This window comes from Streptomyces sp. NRRL WC-3605 (assembly GCF_001509795.1).
GTDB lineage: Bacteria > Actinomycetota > Actinomycetes > Streptomycetales > Streptomycetaceae > Streptomyces > Streptomyces viridochromogenes.
The window spans coordinates 197,945-216,651 of the sequence record NZ_LLZN01000001.1 but is presented as its reverse complement, the minus strand read 5'-3'; the positions used below and the strand labels follow the sequence as shown (position 1 = coordinate 216,651).

The following is an 18,707-nucleotide window of genomic DNA, read 5'->3' as shown; positions in this document are numbered from 1 at the left end:
GCCGGGGTTTCCTGGTGCGCCATCCCTCTCCCCGATCCGAGACGGGACGGGTGCGGCGCGGTGGACCTACGGCGTAGTAAGTCGTACGGGCGGCGACAGACGCCCAACCCCACAAGCCTAAGGCATGCGGGCTGGGCGTCCTGCCGCCCTGTCTGCTTACCGAGAGCCTTGGTTATCCCTGAAAGCGGGGATTACCAGGAGCTCTTGGTCACGCCCGGCAGCTCGCCACGGTGAGCCATCTCACGAAGGCACACGCGGCACAGGCCGAACTTGCGGTACACGGAGTGCGGACGGCCGCAGCGCTGGCAGCGGGTGTAGCCACGCACACCGAACTTGGGCTTGCGAGCAGCCTTAGCGATCAGAGCCTTCTTCGCCATCTCGCTCACGCCTCCTTGAAGGGGAAGCCGAGGTGACGAAGGAGCGCGCGGCCCTCAGCGTCGTTGGTCGCCGTGGTGACCACGGTGATGTCCATACCCCGGACGCGGTCGATCTTGTCCTGGTCGATCTCGTGGAACATGACCTGCTCCGTGAGACCGAAGGTGTAGTTGCCACGGCCGTCGAACTGCTTGGGGGACAGACCGCGGAAGTCGCGGATGCGCGGCAGCGCGAGCGACAGGGTGCGGTCCAGGAACTCCCACATGCGGTCGCCACGGAGCGTGACGTGGGCACCGATCGGCTGACCCTCACGCAGCTTGAACTGCGCGATGGACTTACGGGCCTTGGTGACGGCCGGCTTCTGACCGGTGATCGTGGTGAGGTCGCGGATGGCGCCCTCGATCAGCTTGGAGTCGCGGGCGGCGTCGCCCACACCCATGTTGACCACGATCTTGACGAGGCCGGGGATCTGCATGACGTTCTCGTACTTGAACTCGTCACGCAGCTTGCCCGCGATCTCCTCGCGGTACTTCGTCTTGAGACGCGGAGTCGTGGTGGTAGCCATCAGATGTCCTCACCCGTCCGCTTGGCAACGCGGATCTTGTTGCCCTCGTCGTCGAAGCGGTAACCGACACGCGTGACGACCTTGTTGCCGTCCTTCTCAACGACCAGCTGGACGTTGGAGACGTGGATCGGCGCCTCGGTCGTGACGATGCCGCCGGCCTGCGAACCGCTGGCGGTCGGGCCGGCCTTGGTGTGCTTCTTGACCCGGTTGACACCCTCGACCAGGACACGGTCCTCGCGGGGGAAGGCCGCGATGACCTTGCCCTGCTTGCCCTTGTCCTTACCGGTGATGACCTGGACCAGGTCGCCCTTCTTGATCTTCATGCTTACAGCACCTCCGGCGCGAGCGAGATGATCTTCATGAACTTCTTCTCGCGCAGCTCACGGCCGACGGGGCCGAAGATACGGGTGCCGCGAGGGTCGCCGTCGTTCTTCAGAATGACGGCGGCGTTCTCGTCGAAGCGGATGTACGAGCCGTCCGGACGGCGGCGCTCCTTGACGGTGCGAACGATGACCGCCTTGACGACGTCACCCTTCTTCACGTTGCCACCGGGGATCGCGTCCTTGACGGTGGCGACGATGACGTCACCGATGCCCGCGTAGCGGCGACCGGAGCCACCGAGCACACGGATGCAAAGGATCTCCTTCGCACCAGTGTTGTCGGCGACACGCAGTCGCGACTCCTGCTGGATCACGTCTATCTCCTGTTTGTCTGCCGGTTCCCCGGGAGCCGCTCAGTGAGCGGCTCCCGGAGCCTGGCGGAACTGACCTGCCGGGTTTGTCCCGCAGGAATTACTTGGCCTTCTCGAGGATCTCGACGACACGCCAGCGCTTCGTGGCGGACAGCGGCCGGGTCTCCATGAGGAGGACGCGGTCGCCGACACCCGCGGCGTTCTGCTCGTCGTGCGCCTTGAGCTTGTTGGTACGGCGGATGACCTTGCCGTACAGCGCGTGCTTGACGCGGTCCTCGACGGCGACGACGACGGTCTTGTCCATCTTGTCGCTGACGACCAGACCCTCACGGGTCTTGCGGAAACCGCGAGCTTCCTTGTTCTCAGTCACGTTGCTCTCGCTCATGCGTTCTCCACCGTTTCGATGCCCAGCTCACGCTCGCGCATCAGGGTGTAGATCCGCGCGATGTCCTTGCGGACGGCCTTCAGCCGACCGTGGTTCTCGAGCTGACCCGTGGCCGCCTGGAAGCGGAGGTTGAACAGCTCTTCCTTGGCCTCGCGGAGCTTCGCCAGAAGCTCCTCGTTGCCCAGCTCGCGCAGCTCGGACGCCTTGGTACCGGCCGACATCACGCTTCACCTGCCTCGCGCTTGACGATCCGGCACTTCATCGGCAGCTTGTGGGCTGCGCGAGTCAGGGCCTCACGGGCGATCTTCTCGTTGGGGTACGACAGCTCGAACATGACGCGTCCGGGCTTGACGTTGGCGATCCACCACTCCGGCGAACCCTTACCGGAACCCATGCGGGTCTCGGCCGGCTTCTTGGTGAGGGGACGGTCCGGGTAGATGTTGATCCAGACCTTGCCGCCACGCTTGATGTGGCGGGTCATCGCGATACGAGCCGCCTCGATCTGGCGGTTCGTCACGTAGGCCGGGGTCAGCGCCTGGATGCCGTACTCGCCGAACGCAACCTGCGTTCCACCCTTGGACATACCGTTGCGCTTCGGGTGGTGCTGCTTGCGGTGCTTGACCCTACGGGGGATCAGCATGACGGTCAGGCCTCCGTTCCGGTGCTCTCAGCCGGAGCGGCGGCGGGAGCCTCGGCCTTGGGGGCCTCGGCGCCGGCAGCCTGCTGCGGCTTACGACCGCGCCGCTCGCCACCGCGGCCACCACGGGCCGGGCGGTCGGCACCGCCGCGCGCCGGGCGGTTACCCGCACGGGCAGCGGCGTTCTCGGCGCGGACCTCGGCGATGTTCTTGACGTCGCCCTTGTAGATCCAGACCTTCACGCCGATGCGGCCGAAGGTCGTCTTGGCCTCGAAGAAGCCGTAGTCCACGTTCGCGCGGAGCGTGTGCAGGGGCACGCGGCCCTCGCGGTAGAACTCCGAGCGGGACATCTCGGCGCCACCGAGGCGGCCACCGCACTGGATCTTGATGCCCTTGGCGCCGGCCTTCATCGCCGACTGCATGCTCTTGCGCATGGCACGGCGGAAGGAGACGCGGGAGGAGAGCTGCTCGGCGACGGCCTGGGCCACCAGCTGAGCGTCCGTCTCCGGGTTCTTGACCTCGAGGATGTTCAGCTGGACCTGCTTGCCGGTCAGCTTCTCCAGGTCACCGCGGATGCGGTCGGCCTCGGCGCCGCGGCGGCCGATGACGATGCCCGGGCGAGCGGTGTGGATGTCCACACGGACGCGGTCACGGGTGCGCTCGATCTCCACCTTCGAGATGCCGGCGCGCTCCATGCCGGACGTCATCATCCGACGGATGGCGACGTCTTCCTTGACGTAGTCCTTGTACAGCTTGTCGGCGTACCACCGGGACTTGAAGTCCGTGGTGACACCGAGCCGGAACCCATGCGGGTTAACCTTCTGGCCCATTACCGGGTTCCTTCCTTGCTGGCGACGACCACGGTGATGTGGCTGGTCCGCTTGCGGATCCGGTAGGCACGGCCCTGGGCGCGCGGCCGGAACCGCTTCAGGGTCGGGCCCTCGTCGACGTACGCCTCGCTGATGAACAGCGAGGAGGCGTCCGTGTGGTCGTAGTTGTGCGCGGCGTTGGCGATGGCGCTGTCGAGCACCTTGCCGACCGGCACGGAGGCTGCCTGCGGAGCGAATCGCAGAACAGCCTGGGCCTCCGTGGCGTCCATGCCACGGATGAGGTCCACCACGCGGCGGGCCTTCATGGGCGTGACGCGGATGTACCGCGCCTGGGCCCTGGCTTCCATGGTTGTCCCTTCAGTTTCTTACGTGTCTGAATGCGATCCGCTACTAGCGGCGCTTCGACTTCCGGTCGTCCTTGACGTGGCCCCGGAAGGTGCGCGTCGGCGAGAACTCGCCGAGCTTGTGGCCGACCATCGACTCGGTGACGAACACCGGGATGTGGGTCTTGCCGTTGTGCACCGCGAGCGTGTGGCCGAGCATGGCCGGCACGATCATGGAGCGACGGGACCAGGTCTTGATGACGTTCTTGGTGCCGGCTTCGTTCTGGGCTTCCACCTTCTTGATCAGGTGGTCGTCGACGAAGGGCCCCTTCTTGAGACTGCGCGGCATCTAAACCCGCTCCTAGCGCTTCTTGTTCGTCTTGCGGCGGCGGACGATGTACTTGTTGCTCGCCTTCTTGGGAGCACGAGTACGACCTTCCTTCTGACCCCACGGGGAGACCGGGTGGCGACCACCGGAGGTCTTGCCCTCACCACCACCGTGCGGGTGGTCAACCGGGTTCATCGCCACACCGCGAACGGTCGGGCGGACGCCCAGCCAGCGCTTGCGGCCGGCCTTGCCCCAGTTGATGTTGCTCTGCTCGGCGTTGCCGACCTCGCCGACGGTGGCGCGGCAGCGCACGTCGACCAGGCGGATCTCACCGGACGGCATGCGGAGGTGGGCCATCTGGCCCTCCTTCGCGAGCAGCTGCACGGAGGCACCGGCGGAGCGGGCGAACTTGGCGCCGCCACCGGGACGGAGCTCGATCGCGTGGATCGTGGTACCGACCGGGATGTTGCGGAGCGCCAGGTTGTTGCCCGGCTTGATGTCGGCCCCGGGACCGTTCTCGACGCGGTCACCCTGCTGCAGGTTGCGCGGGGCGAGGATGTAGCGCTTCTCGCCGTCGGCGTAGTGCAGCAGCGCGATGCGCGCGGTGCGGTTGGGGTCGTACTCGATGTGCGCGACCTTCGCCGGCACGCCGTCCTTGTCGTGACGACGGAAGTCGATCACGCGGTAGGCGCGCTTGTGTCCGCCACCCTGGTGGCGAACGGTCACACGACCGGCGTTGTTACGGCCGCCCTTGCTGTGCAGGGGGCGGACCAGCGACTTCTCCGGCGTGGACCGCGTGACCTCGACGAAGTCGGCGACGCTGGAGCCACGGCGGCCCGGCGTAGTCGGCTTGTACTTGCGGATTCCCATTTCTCAGTCCTCGTCCGATATCGGACGATCCGACCCGCTTACGCGGTCGGACCGCCGAAGATGTCGATACGGTCGCCCTCGGCGAGGGTCACGATCGCGCGCTTGGTGGCGGCACGCTGGCCGAACCCGGTGCGGGTCCGCTTGCGCTTGCCGGCGCGGTTGATCGTGTTGACCCCAGTGACCTTGACGTCGAAGACCGCCTGGACGGCCTGCTTGATCTGGGTCTTGTTGGCGTTCGGGTCGACGATGAACGTGTACTTGTTCTCGTCGAGGAGCGCGTAGCTCTTCTCCGACACGACCGGCTTCAGCAGGACGTCACGGGGGTCCGTGTACGCCTTGCTGACCGGGGTGACGACGGTGTTCTTGCCCTCGGCGGCGTGGCGGCGCGCCTTGGCGACGCGAGCGGCCTTGGCCTTCTTCGCGGCCTTGGAGGCAATAGCGGGGTGACGGATAGCCATCAGGCCTCGCTCCCTTCGGTGTCATCGGCCTTCGGGCCCGACACGAAGGACTCGAACGCGGCCTGGGTGAAGACCACGTCGTCCGAGACGAGAACGTCGTACGTGTTCAGCTGGCCCGGCTCCAGGATGTGGACCTGGGGCAGGTTGCGGGCGGACAGCCACGCGGCCTCGTCGGCGCGCTCGACGACCAGGAGCAGGTTCTTGCGCTCCGAGATCTTGCCGAACAGGCTCTTCGCGGCCTTCGTGGACGGGTTGTCGCCCTCGATCACGCCGGAGACGACGTGGATGCGGTTGTTGCGGGCCCGGTCGGTGAGGGCGTGGCGCAGGGCCGCGGCCTTCATCTTCTTCGGGGTCCGCTGCGAGTAGTCACGCGGCACGGGACCGTGCACGACGCCACCACCGGCGAACTGCGGCGCGCGGGTCGAACCCTGACGGGCGCGACCGGTGCCCTTCTGGCGGTACGGCTTCTTGCCGCCACCACGGACTTCGCCACGGGTCTTGGTCTTGTGCGTGCCCTGACGGGCAGCGGCCAGCTGGGCGACGACGACCTGGTGGAGCAGCGGAACGCTGATCTTCTCTACGTCGAAGATCTCCGCGGGGAGCTCGACGGAACCGGCCTTGTCGCCAGCAGGCGAAAGGATGTCAACAGTGCTCATCGGTTACCTCAGGCCCCCTTGGCCGCGGTGCGGACCAGGACGAGGCCGCCGTTCGGACCGGGAACCGCGCCCTTGATGAGCAGCAGACCCTTCTCCGCGTCAACGGCGTGGACGGTCAGGTTCTGGGTGGTGACCCGCTCGTTGCCCATGCGACCCGCCATGCGGAGGCCCTTGAACACACGGCCCGGGGTGGCGCAGCCACCGATGGAACCGGGCGAGCGGTGCTTGCGCTGGGTGCCGTGACCGGCGCCGAGGCCCTTGAAGTTGTGACGCTTCATGACACCGGCGAAGCCCTTGCCCTTGCTCTTGCCGGTGACGTCGACCTTCACGCCGGCCTCGAAGACCTCGGCCGTGACTTCCTGGCCGAGCGTGTACTCGGAGGCGTCAGCGGTGCGGATCTCGACGAGGTGGCGACGGGGGGTGACGTCGGCCTTGGCGAAGTGGCCCTTGAGGGGCTTGTTCACCTTGCGCGGGTCGATCTCGCCGAAGGCGATCTGGACCGACTCGTAGCCGTCGACGTCGTTCGTACGGACCTGGGTGACGACGTTGGGGCCCGCCTTGACGACGGTGACCGGGACGACGCGGTTGTTCGCGTCCCACACCTGCGTCATGCCGAGCTTCTCGCCCAGGATGCCCTTGATCTGCTTAGCCATCGTTCAGATCACCGGCCTCAGAGCTTGATCTCGATGTCGACACCGGCCGGGAGGTCGAGTCGCATCAGAGAGTCAACGGTCTTGGGGGTCGGGTCGAGGATGTCGATCAGGCGCTTGTGCGTGCGCATCTCGAAGTGCTCGCGCGAGTCCTTGTACTTGTGCGGCGACTTGATGACGCAGTACACGTTCTTCTCAGTGGGCAGCGGCACCGGGCCCGCGACCGACGCACCAGTGCGAGTCACCGTCTCGACGATCTTCTTCGCCGAAGAGTCGATGACCTCGTGGTCGTAGGCCTTGAGCCGGATGCGGATCTTCTGTCCCGCCATGGCTACTCAGTAGTCCTGTCTCTCATACGCTCTGGAACCCGGTGTTCCCTTGACCTCCTCCGACCCACGCGGTCGGGCGTGTCGCGCTCCCGCTGACACAGATGTCCCTTGTTCGAACATCCCTGCGTGGGAACACGGCCCTTCCGGAACCGCAAGCCGGGAGCTAGGAGGCCCACCGGGTGCCTGGCCGGTGCCGCACTGACACTTCCCGAAAGATTCCCGTACGTCCGCCCCAGCGCTGCCGTGATGGCAGTTAGGGCGACGAGTACTGTGGGACTCGCTTCCGGTCCTCCCGGCGGGAGGCGCGCAGCATCAACACTCGACCGAGCAACCCCGCTAGTCTGCCATACGGGGCAGGGGCCTGGCCAATCGAGCCGGAGAGAATACCCCGAGCGTGACGCAGGTCAAACCCTGGGCCGCCGTGCGCGCGCCTCCCCCGGCGTGTCAGATGACGCCCTGGGCCAGCATCGCGTCCGCCACCCGCTCGAAGCCGGCGATGTTCGCGCCGGTCACGTAGTCGCCCGCGGCACCGTAGCGCTCGGCCGTCTCGGCGCAGGTGGTGTGGATGTCGCTCATGATCCGCGCCAGCTCGCGCTCGACCTGGTCGGCCTTCCACGAGGTACGGGAGGCGTTCTGGGTCATCTCCAGCGCGCTGACGGCGACCCCGCCGGCGTTGGCCGCCTTGCCGGGCCCGAAGGCCACGCCGGCCCGCTGGAACAGCTGCACGGCCTCGGGCGTGGTGGGCATGTTCGCGCCCTCGGAGACCGCCTTCACGCCGTTGCGGATCAGGGCGTCGGCGTCGACGGCGTTCAGTTCGTTCTGCGTGGCCGACGGCAGCGCCACGTCCGCCGGGACCTCCCAGACACGACCGTCCGGCACGAACCGGGCGGAGGCGCCCCGGCGTTCGGCGTACGCGCTCACCCGGCCCCGCTCGACCTCCTTGATCTGGCGCAGCAGCTCCAGGTCGATGCCCTTCTCGTCGACGACGTAGCCGCTGGAGTCGGAGCAGGTGACCGGGTTGGCGCCGAGGGCGGCCAGCTTCTGGATGGTGTAGATCGCCACGTTGCCGGAGCCGGAGACGACCGCGGTCTGCCCCTCCAGGTCCTCGCCGCGGGCGCGCAGCATGGCCTCGGTGAAGAGCACGTTGCCGTACCCGGTGGCCTCCGGGCGGATCAGCGAGCCGCCCCAGCCCGCGCTCTTGCCGGTGAGGACGCCGCCCTCCCAGCGGTTGGTGATGCGCCGGTACTGGCCGAACAGATAGCCGATCTCCCGGCCGCCGACACCGATGTCACCGGCCGGGATGTCGGTGTACTCGCCGATGTGCCGGTACAGCTCGCTCATGAAGGACTGGCAGAAGCGCATGACCTCGGCGTCGCTGCGGCCCTGCGGGTCGAAGTCGCTGCCGCCCTTGCCGCCGCCGATGCCGAGCCCGGTGAGCGCGTTCTTGAAGATCTGCTCGAAGCCCAGGAACTTGATGATGCCGAGGTTCACCGAGGGGTGGAAGCGCAGACCGCCCTTGTACGGGCCGAGGGCGCTGTTGAACTCGACGCGGAAGCCGCGGTTGACGTGGACCCGCCCCTGGTCGTCCTGCCACGGGACCCGGAACATGATCTGCCGCTCCGGCTCGACCAGCCGCTCCACGAGCCCCGGCTCCGCGTACTCGGGCCGCGCGGCGAGCACGGGCGCGAGCGTCTCCAGGACCTCTCGGGCGGCCTGGTGGAACTCGGGCTCCGCGGGGTTGCGGCGCTCCACCTCGGCGCGCAGACGGTCGAGGGAGGTCTTGGGGTCGGGTCGCGAGGTCACGGGGCAGGTCCCTTTCTGGCACGGCTTCACCGGTACGGCACCGGTGGGGGCGCTCGGCGCCGTTGCCGCGCGCGGGACGTCGGCGCCCTCGTCCGTACACAGATCTCGTATACGACAGGGCGCCCAACCCTGTCAGTGTTACCCCTGTGTTTCGCGGATACCAAGGGGCGGGCCCGAATGTCCGCTATCTGGACATCGTGTGCGGACTGTGGACACGGTTCGGATGCGCACGGAAGCCACCGCGCCACCCGCGTGAGCATGGAACCGCCCCGGACCGGTGGCGGACGACCGGGCCGGGGCGGTGGTTCGGAGGACTCAGTGCTCGCGGTGCTTCGGGCCCTTCGGGCCGCCCTTGCCGCAGCCGTCCTGACGGGCGTCCTTCAGGGTGTCGCGCAGCGCGTAGTACGCCGGCTTGCGGTCGAAGTCGTCCGTCATGACCGTCGCGAAGCCCTCGCCCTGGAAGAACACCGGGACCCACGAGTACTTGTCGGTGAAGCCCCAGATGGTGAACGAGTTGCAGCCGTCGACCTCCAGGCACGCCCGCAGCATCCGCTGGTAGTACTCGGCCTGCTGCTTCTCCTGGGCCGGGGTCGGGAGCGAGCCCTCCGGCACGTCCATGCGGACGTCCAGCTCCGTGACCGCGGTCTCCAGACCGAGCGCGTCGAACCGGCGCAGGTTGTCGGCGAGGTCGCCGGGGAAGCCGTAGCGCGTGCTCAGGTGGCCCTGCACGGAGAAGCCGTGCACCGGCACCCGCTGCGCGCGCAGCTCCTTCACCAGGGCGTAGTACGCGTCACTCTTCGCGTTGACGCTCTCGACGTTGTAGTCGTTGAAGAACAGCTTCGCCTTCGGGTCCGCCTTGTGCGCCCAGCGGAACGCGTCCGCGACGACGCCGGGGCCGAGCTCACGGATCCAGATGTTGTCCTGAGTGCGCAGGTTGCCCTGGTCGTCGAAGATCTCGTTCGCCACGTCCCACTGCTGGATCCTGCCCTTGTACCGGCCGACCACCTTGGTGATGTGCTCGCGCAGGATGCCGCGCAGCTCCTCCTTGGTGAAGTCGCCCTTCTCCAGCCACCCGGGGTTCTGGCTGTGCCACAACAGCGTGTGGCCGCGCACCACTTGGTGGTTCCTGCGGGCGAACTCGACGATCGCGTCCGCCTGCCCGAAGTCGTAGCGGTCGCGCTCGGGATGGATGTACTCCCACTTCATCTGGTTCTCGGGCGAGACCGAGCTGAACTCCCGCCCCAGGACCTTCCGGTACTCCTGGTCGTACGTGAAGGGGTCCGGGTAGTCCTGCTCCAGGTGGTGACCGCCGCCGGCCACCGCCGTGCCGATCACGAAACCTTCGGGGGCGGCCGCGCGCAGCTTGTCGGGTGAAGCGTGGGAGTGCAGTGGCGCCTTGGGACCGGCCGGCGAGGCGGCGGACGCCGAACCGCCCAGGAGCGGCAGGGCCAGTGCTGCGGTGGCGAGGGCCGCGGTGGCGAAGCGAAGGGGTCTCATACGAGGGCTTCCATTCCCGTCGTCATTCTCGAATGTTTCGAACACGCTACCGAAACATTAGGGATGGGGCGGACGGTATGGTCTGGCCGAGCGGCACGTCAATACCCGTGCACGCGCGAGGTGTTCAGCCCGCGCTCATCCCGCCGACGGACGGATCACCTCCTCCGCCACCCATGGGGCGATGCCCTCGGGAAACGGCACCGGCAGCCCGAGCACGATGTGCCGGAAGCCGGCGTCGAGGGCCTGCCCGACGGACGCCCGCACGGCGGCGGGCCGGCCGACGTCCACGGGCAGGTGGACCGAGCGGACGAGCGAGGCCGGGTCACGCCCGATCTCGATGCAGTGGCGGTCCAGCAGCCGGCTGCGGCCGGCCACGTCCTCGATGTCCCCGCCGCCGGGGATGTTCCACAGGTCCGCGTGCTCGGCGGCCACCCGCAGGGTCGTGGCCGCGCGGCCGCCGACGAGGATCGGCGGGTGCGGTCGCTGCACGGGCTTGAGGCCGGCGAAGGCGCCGGTCAGCCGGTGATGGGTGCCGTGGAAGTCGAACGGCTCCTCCGCGGTCCACAGCCGGCGGATCACCGTGCACGCCTCGGCGAGGCTCTCCACCGCCTGGGCCGGCTCCAGGAAGGGCAGCCCGTGGGCGGGGTACTCGCGCCGGGCCTCCGGCGGGTGGGGCCGTGAGCCGACCCCGATGCCGAAGTCGAGCCGGCCGCCGGAGACGACGTCGACGGTCGTCGCGATCTTGGCCAGATGCGCGGGCGCGCGGAACCGGTTGCTGGTCACCATCACGCCGAGCCGGAGCCGCTCGGTCTGCGCCGCGAGGGCCGCGAGCAGCGTCCAGCCCTCGAACACCGGGCCCTCGGGGTCGCCGAAGATGGGCATGAGGTGGTCGAAGAGCCAGGCGTGCTCGATCTCCGGCAGCGCGTCCGCCTCGCGCCAGACGCGCACGACGTCGTCGTAGCCGACCTGGGAGGGTGCGGTCATGATCCCGAAGCTCGGCCGGGGGGTGCTGGACATCAGGGCCGTCCGTCCCGGTCAGCGGCGGCGCAGGGACGCGTCGAGCAGGGCGGGCGGCGTGTCGAACTTCTCCTGCGGGGCCAGATCCGTGCCGGGGGCGACGATCTCGTCGATCGCGTCGAGGACGTCGGAGGGGAGCACGGTGTCGGCTGCGGCGAGCTGCGAGCGCAGGTGGTCGAGCGTGCGGGGGCCGATGAGCGCGGCGGTCACGGCGGGGTGCGCGTTCACGAATCCCAGGGCCAGCTGGATCAGGGTGAGACCGGCCTGGTCGGCGACCTCGGCCAGCCGCTCCACGGCCTTGCTGCGGGCCTGGTTGGAGGGGACCGAGAGGTCGAACCGCTCGGGCAGCATCCGCGACCGGCTCGTGGTCACCTCACGTCCCTTGCGGACCGCGCCGGACAGCCAGCCCGAGGCGAGCGGGCTCCACACGAGCACCCCGAGGCCGTACTCCTGGGTCACCGGCAGGACGTGCGACTCGATGCCGCGCTGGAGGATCGAGTAGCTGGGCTGCTCGGTGACGTACCGGCCGAGCCGCAGCTCGCGGGCGGCCCACTGCGCCTGCACGATGCGGTACGCGGGGAAGGTGGAGGAGCCGAAGTAGCGGATCTTCCCGGCGCGCTGGAGGTCGGTGAGGGCCGACAGGGTCTCCTCGTCGCTGGTGGTGGGGTCCCAGCGGTGGATCTGGAACAGGTCGACGTGGTCCACGCCGAGGCGGCGCAGGCTGTCGTCGAGGGCCTTGTAGAGCCAGCGGCGGGAGCTGCCCCGATGATTGCGCTCCTCCCCGATCGGCATGGTCGCCTTGGTGGCCAGCACGATGTCGTCGCGGCGGCCCGCGATGGCCTTGCCGACCATCTCCTCGGACTCGCCCTCGCCGTAGAAGTCGGCGGTGTCGATGAGGTTGACGCCGGCCTCCAGGGCCGCGTCGACGATGGCGGTGGCCTCGTCCTGGGTGGTGCGCCCGATGGCGCCGAAGTTCATGGCGCCGAGCGCGAGGGTGCTGACCTGGACGCCGGTGCGGCCGAGCGTGCGGTACTGCATGGGAGCCTCCTACACTGGAAACGGAACAGCGTTCCGGTACGCCTCCCACGATACGGAACGTTGTTCCGTTTCTGCAAGCGCCGGCGTGCGACGGCTGGTTCCCGCCTGCGTGAGACCATGCGGAGACCCGGTGAGAGAGCGAGGAGCGACGCGGTGAGCGAGAGCGAGCAGCGCGGCACGAGCGCGGCCCCGTCCCGGCGGAAGGACGCCCGGCGCAACAAGGAGACGCTGCTCGACGCGGCCGCCGCGGTCTTCGTCACCTCGGGCGTGGACGCCCCGGTGCGTGACATCGCCGCCCGGGCCGGCGTCGGCACGGGCACCCTCTACCGGCACTTCCCGACTCGCGCGGACCTGATCATCGCCGTCTACCGGCACCAGGTGGACGCCTGCGCCGAGGCCGGCCCCGCGCTGCTCGCCGAGGCCGCGACCCCGCACGCGGCTCTGCGGCGGTGGATCGACCTGTTCGTGGACTTCCTGGTCACCAAGCACGGCCTCGCCGCCGTGCTGCGCTCCGACCAGTCCGGCTTCACCGCCCTGCACGACTACTTCCTGGACCGCCTGGTGCCCGTCTGCGCCGACCTGCTGTCCGCGGCCGTCGCCGCCGGCGAGATCCGCGACGACGTCCAGGCCCTCACCCTGCTGCGCGGCGTCGGCAACCTCTGCATCGGCGCCGAGAACGACCCCGGCTACGACGCCCGCCGGCTGGCCGCGGTCCTGGTCGACGGGCTGCGCCGCACTCCCTGACGGACCGCGTCCGGACCTGTCTCCGGGCATGCGAAAGGGCCCGCACGACCGAAGTCGTGCGGGCCCCTTCAGGTGCTCGCGCTGGAGCTACCAGGTCAGACCGACAAGATTACTTGTTGATCTTGGTGACCTGGCCGGCGCCGACCGTCCGGCCACCCTCACGGATGGCGAACTTCAGGCCCTCTTCCATGGCGACGGGCTGGATGAGCTCCACCTTCATCTCGGTGTTGTCACCCGGCATGACCATCTCGGTGCCCTCGGGGAGGGTCACGACGCCGGTCACGTCCGTCGTACGGAAGTAGAACTGCGGACGGTAGTTGTTGAAGAACGGCGTGTGGCGGCCACCCTCGTCCTTGGACAGGATGTAGGCCTGGGCCTCGAACTCGGTGTGCGGCGTGACCGAACCGGGCTTGATGATGACCTGGCCGCGCTCGACGTCCTCGCGCTTGATGCCGCGGAGCAGCAGACCGACGTTCTCACCGGCCTGGCCCTCGTCGAGCAGCTTGCGGAACATCTCGATGCCGGTGACCGTGGTGGTGGTCTTCTCGGTCTTGATGCCGATGATGTCGACGGTCTCGTTGACCTTGAGGACACCACGCTCGATACGGCCGGTGACGACCGTACCGCGACCGGTGATGGTGAAGACGTCCTCGATCGGCATCAGGAACGGCTTGTCGACGTCACGCTCGGGCTGCGGGATCGCCTCGTCGACGGCGGCCATCAGGTCCAGGACCGACTGGCCCCACTCCTTGTCGCCCTCGAGCGCCTTGAGCGCCGAGACCTTGACGACGGGAACGTCGTCGCCCGGGAACTCGTACTCGGAGAGGAGCTCACGCACCTCGAGCTCGACGAGCTCCAGGATCTCCTCGTCGTCCACCATGTCGGCCTTGTTCAGGGCGACGACGATGTACGGAACGCCGACCTGGCGGGCCAGGAGCACGTGCTCCTTGGTCTGCGGCATCGGGCCGTCGGTGGCGGCGACCACGAGGATGGCGCCGTCCATCTGCGCCGCACCCGTGATCATGTTCTTGATGTAGTCCGCGTGACCGGGGCAGTCGACGTGGGCGTAGTGACGCGTCTCGGTCTGGTACTCGACGTGCGCGATGGAGATGGTGATACCGCGCTGGCGCTCCTCGGGAGCCTTGTCGATCTGGTCGAAGGCCGAGGCCTCGTTCAGGTCCGGGTACGCGTCGTGCAGCACCTTGGTAATGGCGGCCGTGAGGGTCGTCTTACCGTGGTCGATGTGACCGATGGTGCCGATGTTGACGTGGGGCTTAGTCCGCTCGAACTTCGCCTTCGCCACGGGGTCCTCCTGTGGAGTGGTTCTGAACGCCTTGCTTCATCGGCGCCAGGTGATCTTTGCTGGAAAGCCCGGGCCCGGGGGCATTCCGCCCGCTGTTGCGGTGGAATGCCCCCTGAGGCTCCGGAGTCAAGCCTAAAGCGTGTGAACGCGGTGCGTTACTCGCCCTTGGCCTTCGCGATGATCTCCTCGGCGACGTTCCGCGGAACCTCGGCGTAGGAGTCGAACTGCATGGAGTAGCTGGCCCGGCCGGACGTCTTGCTGCGCAGGTCGCCGACGTAACCGAACATCTCCGAGAGGGGCACGAGGCCCTTCACGACGCGAGCACCCGCCCGCTCCTCCATGGCCTGGATCTGGCCACGGCGGGAGTTGATGTCACCGATGACCTCGCCCATGTAGTCCTCGGGCGTGGTGACCTCGACGGCCATCATCGGCTCGAGCAGCACGGGGCTGGCCTTGCGCGCGGCCTCCTTGAAGGCCTGCGAGCCGGCGATCTTGAACGCGAGCTCGGAGGAGTCGACCTCGTGGTAGCCACCGTCGATCAGCGTGACGCGCACGCCGGTCATCTCGTAGCCCGCGAGGATGCCGAACTGCATGGCCTCCTGCGCACCGGCGTCGACCGAAGGGATGTACTCCTTCGGGATACGGCCACCGGTGACCTTGTTCACGAACTCGTACGAGGCGTCGCCGCCCTCGATCGGCTCGATCGCGATCTGCACCTTGGCGAACTGGCCGGTACCACCAGTCTGCTTCTTGTGCGTGTAGTCGACGCGCTCGACGGCCTTGCGGATCGTCTCGCGGTAGGCGACCTGCGGCTTGCCGACGTTCGCCTCGACCTTGAACTCACGGCGCATACGGTCGACCAGCACCTCGAGGTGCAGCTCGCCCATACCGCCGATGATGGTCTGGCCGGTCTCCTCGTCCGAGTGAACCTGGAAGGAGGGGTCCTCCTCCGCGAGACGCTGGATGGCGACACCCAGCTTCTCCTGGTCACCCTTGGACTTGGGCTCGATCGCGACCTGGATGACCGGCGCCGGGAAGTCCATGGACTCCAGGATCACCGGCTGCTTGTCGTCGGACAGCGTCTCACCGGTGGTGGTCTGCTTCAGGCCCATGACGGCGACGATGTCGCCGGCGCCCACCGACTCGATCTCCTCACGCTTGTTCGCGTGCATGCGGTAGATCTTGCCGATGCGCTCCTTCTTGCCCTTGACGGAGTTCAGCACGGCGGTGCCGGACTCCAGGCGGCCCGAGTAGACCCGGACGAAGGTGAGCTTGCCGAGGTGCGGGTCGCTCATGATCTTGAACGCCAGCGCGGACAGCGGCTCGTCGTCGGACGGCTTGCGCTTGACGACCAGCTCGGGGTCCTTCACGTCGTGGCCCTCGATGGCCTCGACGTCGAGCGGGGTCGGCAGGTAGCGCACGACCGCGTCGAGCAGGGGCTGGACGCCCTTGTTCTTGAACGCGGTGCCACAGAACACCGGGGTGACCGTGGTGTCGCTGGACTTGCCGGACGCGATGGTGATGCGACGGATCGCGGCGTACAGCTGCTCCTCGGTGGGCTCCTGGCCCTCGAGGTACAGCTCCATGATCTCTTCGTCGTTCTCCGCGACGGCCTCGACCAGCTTGCCGCGCCACTCCTCGGCGGCCTCGGTGTGCGTGGCCGGGATGTCGACGACGTCGTACATCTCGCCCTTGGCGGCCTCGGCGGACCACACGAGCGCCTTCATGCGGACCAGGTCCACGACGCCCTTGAAGTCGGCCTCGGCGCCGATCGGGAGCTGCATGACGAGCGGCTGGGCGCCCAGGCGGTCCGAGATCATGTCCACGCAGCGGTGGAACTCGGCGCCGGTACGGTCCAGCTTGTTGACGAAGCAGATGCGGGGGACGCCGTAACGGTCGGCCTGACGCCACACCGTCTCGGACTGCGGCTCGACACCGGCGACACCGTCGAACACCGTCACAGCACCGTCGAGCACACGCAGGGATCGCTCCACCTCGACGGTGAAGTCGACGTGCCCCGGGGTGTCGATGATGTTGATGGTGTAGTCGTTGTCTTCGAGCGGCCAGTGACAGGTGGTGGCAGCAGACGTGATCGTGATGCCACGCTCCTGCTCCTGCTCCATCCAGTCCATGGTGGCAGCGCCGTCGTGGACCTCACCGATCTTGTAGGACACACCGGTGTAGAACAGAATCCGCTCGGTGGTGGTCGTCTTGCCCGCGTCGATGTGGGCCATGATCCCGATGTTTCGGACCCTGGCCAGGTCAAGTGAAGTGGTAGCCATAAGGCTTCAGTCTTCTCTCGGTCTCGATGTGGGTAGCGACTACCAGCGGTAGTGCGCGAAGGCCTTGTTGGACTCGGCCATCTTGTGCGTGTCCTCGCGCTTCTTCACAGCGGCACCCAGGCCGTTGGAGGCGTCGAGGAGCTCGTTGAGCAGACGCTCGGTCATGGTCTTCTCGCGACGGGCGCGGGAGTAACCGACCAGCCAGCGCAGCGCGAGCGTGTTGGCGCGACCGGGCTTGACCTCGATCGGAACCTGGTACGTCGCACCACCGACACGGCGGGACTTGACCTCGAGGGTCGGCTTGATGTTCTCAAGCGCGCGCTTCAGCGTGATGATCGGGTCGTTGCCCGTCTTCTCACGCAGACCCTCCATGGCGCCGTAGACGATGCGCTCGGCGGTGGAGCGCTTGCCGTTCAGCAGCACCTTGTTGATCAGGGAGGTCACCAGAGGAGAGCCGTAGACCGGGTCGATGATGACCGGGCGCTTCGGGGCGGGGCCCTTACGAGGCATTCTTACTTCTCCTTCTTGGCGCCGTAGCGGCTGCGGGCCTGCTTGCGGTTCTTGACACCCTGGGTGTCGAGGGAGCCGCGGATGATCTTGTAGCGAACACCCGGCAGGTCCTTCACACGGCCGCCGCGCACGAGCACGATGGAGTGCTCCTGCAGGTTGTGTCCCTCACCCGGAATGTAAGCGGTGACCTCGATCCCGCTGGTCAGACGCACACGCGCGACCTTACGCAGGGCCGAGTTCGGCTTCTTCGGGGTGGTCGTGAACACACGCGTGCAGACGCCACGACGCTGAGGGGAACCCTCGAGTGCGGGCGTCTTGTTCTTCTCGACCTTGTCCTGCCGGCCCTTGCGGACCAGCTGCTGGATCGTAGGCACTACTTCTCCGGTTTCTGTGTGCCGAATGGTGAAGCTAACCTGGAACGTCACCGACCCACGCGGTCGGGTGTGTCGAATCCGGCGGACTCCCGCCGCGAGGCGAAAAGAGCACAGATCACGGTGGCCGCTCACAGCTCGCTGTACGGTCTGAAGGCACGCACAAGAGCCAGGGCACACCCCAGGCACAAGGTCTGAGCGTACCTATCGCATTCGCTGCGGTCAAAACAAATGGGTCTCGCCCGCATCGCCATACGGCCGATGTCAAGACCACACGGCGTAGACGATCTTCGTCCGGTCGATCCGGCCACGTCACAGCCCTCTCACCGCGCACCCGCCCACCGTCACGCGGACACGGCCGCGGCCACGATCATCAGCGTCAGCAGCGCCGCCCACGCCGCGTTCGACAGCCAGCCGAGAACGAGCCCCGTCAGGGCGAGCCCGTCACCGCTCTCCCCCGTGCGCCGTATCTCGGCGCGGGCCGAGTGCCCCAGCACGACGGCCGGTATGCCGGCCAGGCCGAAACTCATCAGGCAGAGCACCCCGCAGACGGCCGAACCGACCGCCTTGCCGTTGGTCCGCGGCCGGTCGTACGGCAGGAAGGTCCGCGGCACCGGCGTGACGGGCGCCGGCAGCGGCATGGGCCCCTGGGGCAGGTCGGCCACCAGCAGGGCCAGCTCCCCCACCGTACGGGCCGCGTAGGCCCTCGCGACCCGCTGCTCGAACTCGGGCTTCTCCAGGCGCCCCTCGCCGAACCCGGCCCTGAGCACGTCCACGGCGCGCTCACGGTCGGCGTGCGAGGCGAGCATCGCGGGGGCGGCGGCCTGGGCCCAGGGCTGCGGCGCACCGCCCGCGCCCTTCTGCCACGGCTGCGGTCCGGGCCCCTGCCAGGGCTTCCACGGCGGCCACGACGGCTGAGTCATGGAGCACCTCCCCCGTAACGGTCGGAGTCCCTCCATCATGCGCCGAACCGGCGGTCCGGGCATCGGGGTCGCACCCTGAGAGTTGCCGAGAGATCCCCTGAGAGACCCCCGAGCCGGCCCCG

Annotated in this window: 25 protein-coding genes; 1 reads left to right on the top strand and 24 read right to left on the bottom strand. The window is 68.0% G+C overall.

Going from position 1 to position 18,707, the window contains the following annotated elements; all coding sequences use genetic code 11:
* Positions 1–191: 191 nt before the first annotated feature.
* The 19 genes from ADL34_RS01095 to ADL34_RS01005 all read right to left on the bottom strand — a co-directional run bounded on the left by ADL34_RS01095 (position 192) and on the right by ADL34_RS01005 (position 12,452).
* Positions 192–377 carry a type Z 30S ribosomal protein S14 gene (locus ADL34_RS01095; protein WP_003948630.1) on the bottom strand — a complete coding sequence of 62 codons (186 nt, stop codon included), beginning with the start codon at positions 375–377 and terminating at the stop codon, positions 192–194.
* Positions 378–382: 5 nt separating this feature from the next.
* Positions 383–940 (bottom strand): 50S ribosomal protein L5, encoded by a 558-nt coding sequence (gene rplE / locus ADL34_RS01090; RefSeq protein WP_007494758.1) that lies wholly within the window; start codon positions 938–940, stop codon positions 383–385.
* Positions 940–1,263, bottom strand: a complete 324-nt coding sequence (gene rplX / locus ADL34_RS01085; protein WP_033272457.1) for a 50S ribosomal protein L24 — start codon at positions 1,261–1,263, stop codon at positions 940–942. Before rplX ends, rplE begins: the two co-directional genes overlap by 1 nt.
* Before the next feature lie 2 nt (positions 1,264–1,265).
* The gene (rplN, locus tag ADL34_RS01080; RefSeq protein WP_003998823.1) at positions 1,266–1,634 is read right to left on the bottom strand and encodes a 50S ribosomal protein L14; all 369 of its coding nucleotides are present in this window, start codon (positions 1,632–1,634) and stop codon (positions 1,266–1,268) included.
* 97 nt (positions 1,635–1,731) lie between these two features.
* Positions 1,732–2,016 (bottom strand): 30S ribosomal protein S17, encoded by a 285-nt coding sequence (gene rpsQ / locus ADL34_RS01075; protein WP_039656223.1) that lies wholly within the window; start codon positions 2,014–2,016, stop codon positions 1,732–1,734.
* On the bottom strand, positions 2,013–2,237 hold the full coding sequence (rpmC, locus tag ADL34_RS01070) for a 50S ribosomal protein L29 (protein ID WP_007494763.1): 225 nt from the start codon (positions 2,235–2,237) through the stop codon (positions 2,013–2,015). The genes rpsQ and rpmC overlap by 4 nt, the downstream gene beginning before the upstream one ends.
* Entirely contained in the window at positions 2,237–2,656 is a 420-nt protein-coding gene (gene rplP, locus ADL34_RS01065; RefSeq protein WP_009190136.1) for a 50S ribosomal protein L16, read from the bottom strand. The genes rpmC and rplP overlap by 1 nt, the downstream gene beginning before the upstream one ends.
* Positions 2,657–2,661: 5 nt before the next feature.
* Complete coding sequence (gene rpsC, locus ADL34_RS01060; RefSeq protein WP_014674374.1) at positions 2,662–3,483, bottom strand: 30S ribosomal protein S3; 822 nt, start codon at positions 3,481–3,483, stop codon at positions 2,662–2,664.
* On the bottom strand, positions 3,483–3,830 hold the full coding sequence (gene rplV / locus ADL34_RS01055) for a 50S ribosomal protein L22 (protein WP_003998827.1): 348 nt from the start codon (positions 3,828–3,830) through the stop codon (positions 3,483–3,485). Before rplV ends, rpsC begins: the two co-directional genes overlap by 1 nt.
* A gap of 43 nt (positions 3,831–3,873) precedes the next feature.
* A complete protein-coding gene (gene rpsS, locus ADL34_RS01050) occupies positions 3,874–4,155 on the bottom strand; it encodes a 30S ribosomal protein S19 (protein ID WP_019753092.1) in 282 nt (93 codons plus the stop codon).
* Positions 4,156–4,167: 12 nt separating this feature from the next.
* Entirely contained in the window at positions 4,168–5,004 is an 837-nt protein-coding gene (gene rplB, locus ADL34_RS01045; protein ID WP_055622537.1) for a 50S ribosomal protein L2, read from the bottom strand.
* Positions 5,005–5,042: 38 nt separating this feature from the next.
* Positions 5,043–5,462: a 50S ribosomal protein L23 gene (gene rplW / locus ADL34_RS01040; protein ID WP_062664037.1), complete on the bottom strand. Its 420-nt coding sequence runs from the start codon at positions 5,460–5,462 to the stop codon at positions 5,043–5,045.
* Entirely contained in the window at positions 5,462–6,118 is a 657-nt protein-coding gene (gene rplD, locus ADL34_RS01035; RefSeq protein WP_062664039.1) for a 50S ribosomal protein L4, read from the bottom strand. The genes rplW and rplD overlap by 1 nt, the downstream gene beginning before the upstream one ends.
* Positions 6,119–6,126: 8 nt before the next feature.
* Entirely contained in the window at positions 6,127–6,771 is a 645-nt protein-coding gene (gene rplC, locus ADL34_RS01030; protein WP_055622540.1) for a 50S ribosomal protein L3, read from the bottom strand.
* A 17-nt stretch (positions 6,772–6,788) separates the two neighbouring features.
* Entirely contained in the window at positions 6,789–7,097 is a 309-nt protein-coding gene (rpsJ, locus tag ADL34_RS01025) for a 30S ribosomal protein S10 (RefSeq protein ID WP_003948644.1), read from the bottom strand.
* Positions 7,098–7,541: 444 nt separating this feature from the next.
* Entirely contained in the window at positions 7,542–8,900 is a 1,359-nt protein-coding gene (gene gdhA, locus ADL34_RS01020) for an NADP-specific glutamate dehydrogenase (RefSeq protein ID WP_062664041.1), read from the bottom strand.
* 315 nt (positions 8,901–9,215) lie between these two features.
* Positions 9,216–10,397: an endo-1,4-beta-xylanase gene (locus tag ADL34_RS01015; RefSeq protein WP_062664043.1), complete on the bottom strand. Its 1,182-nt coding sequence runs from the start codon at positions 10,395–10,397 to the stop codon at positions 9,216–9,218.
* A gap of 135 nt (positions 10,398–10,532) precedes the next feature.
* Positions 10,533–11,414: an LLM class flavin-dependent oxidoreductase gene (locus ADL34_RS01010; protein WP_062664045.1), complete on the bottom strand. Its 882-nt coding sequence runs from the start codon at positions 11,412–11,414 to the stop codon at positions 10,533–10,535.
* Between the two features lie 18 nt (positions 11,415–11,432).
* Positions 11,433–12,452, bottom strand: a complete 1,020-nt coding sequence (locus ADL34_RS01005) for an aldo/keto reductase (RefSeq protein WP_062664047.1) — start codon at positions 12,450–12,452, stop codon at positions 11,433–11,435.
* 153 nt (positions 12,453–12,605) lie between these two features.
* On the opposite strand from ADL34_RS01005, the gene ADL34_RS01000 reads away from it, so the two are divergent.
* A complete protein-coding gene (locus ADL34_RS01000) occupies positions 12,606–13,196 on the top strand; it encodes a TetR/AcrR family transcriptional regulator (protein ID WP_062664049.1) in 591 nt (196 codons plus the stop codon).
* Between the two features lie 109 nt (positions 13,197–13,305).
* Here ADL34_RS01000 and tuf read toward each other — a convergent pair whose 3' ends face one another.
* From tuf to ADL34_RS00975, 5 genes are all read right to left on the bottom strand, one after another.
* The gene (gene tuf, locus ADL34_RS00995) at positions 13,306–14,499 is read right to left on the bottom strand and encodes an elongation factor Tu (RefSeq protein ID WP_030860906.1); all 1,194 of its coding nucleotides are present in this window, start codon (positions 14,497–14,499) and stop codon (positions 13,306–13,308) included.
* A 155-nt stretch (positions 14,500–14,654) separates the two neighbouring features.
* The gene (gene fusA / locus ADL34_RS00990) at positions 14,655–16,781 is read right to left on the bottom strand and encodes an elongation factor G (protein WP_062664051.1); all 2,127 of its coding nucleotides are present in this window, start codon (positions 16,779–16,781) and stop codon (positions 14,655–14,657) included.
* Between the two features lie 39 nt (positions 16,782–16,820).
* Complete coding sequence (gene rpsG, locus ADL34_RS00985) at positions 16,821–17,291, bottom strand: 30S ribosomal protein S7 (protein ID WP_003992340.1); 471 nt, start codon at positions 17,289–17,291, stop codon at positions 16,821–16,823.
* 2 nt (positions 17,292–17,293) lie between these two features.
* Positions 17,294–17,665, bottom strand: coding sequence for a 30S ribosomal protein S12 (gene rpsL / locus ADL34_RS00980; RefSeq protein ID WP_003948652.1), 372 nt, complete (start codon positions 17,663–17,665; stop codon positions 17,294–17,296).
* A 341-nt stretch (positions 17,666–18,006) separates the two neighbouring features.
* On the bottom strand, positions 18,007–18,585 hold the full coding sequence (locus ADL34_RS00975; RefSeq protein ID WP_079033968.1) for a DUF1707 and DUF4190 domain-containing protein: 579 nt from the start codon (positions 18,583–18,585) through the stop codon (positions 18,007–18,009).
* Positions 18,586–18,707: the final 122 nt, after the last annotated feature.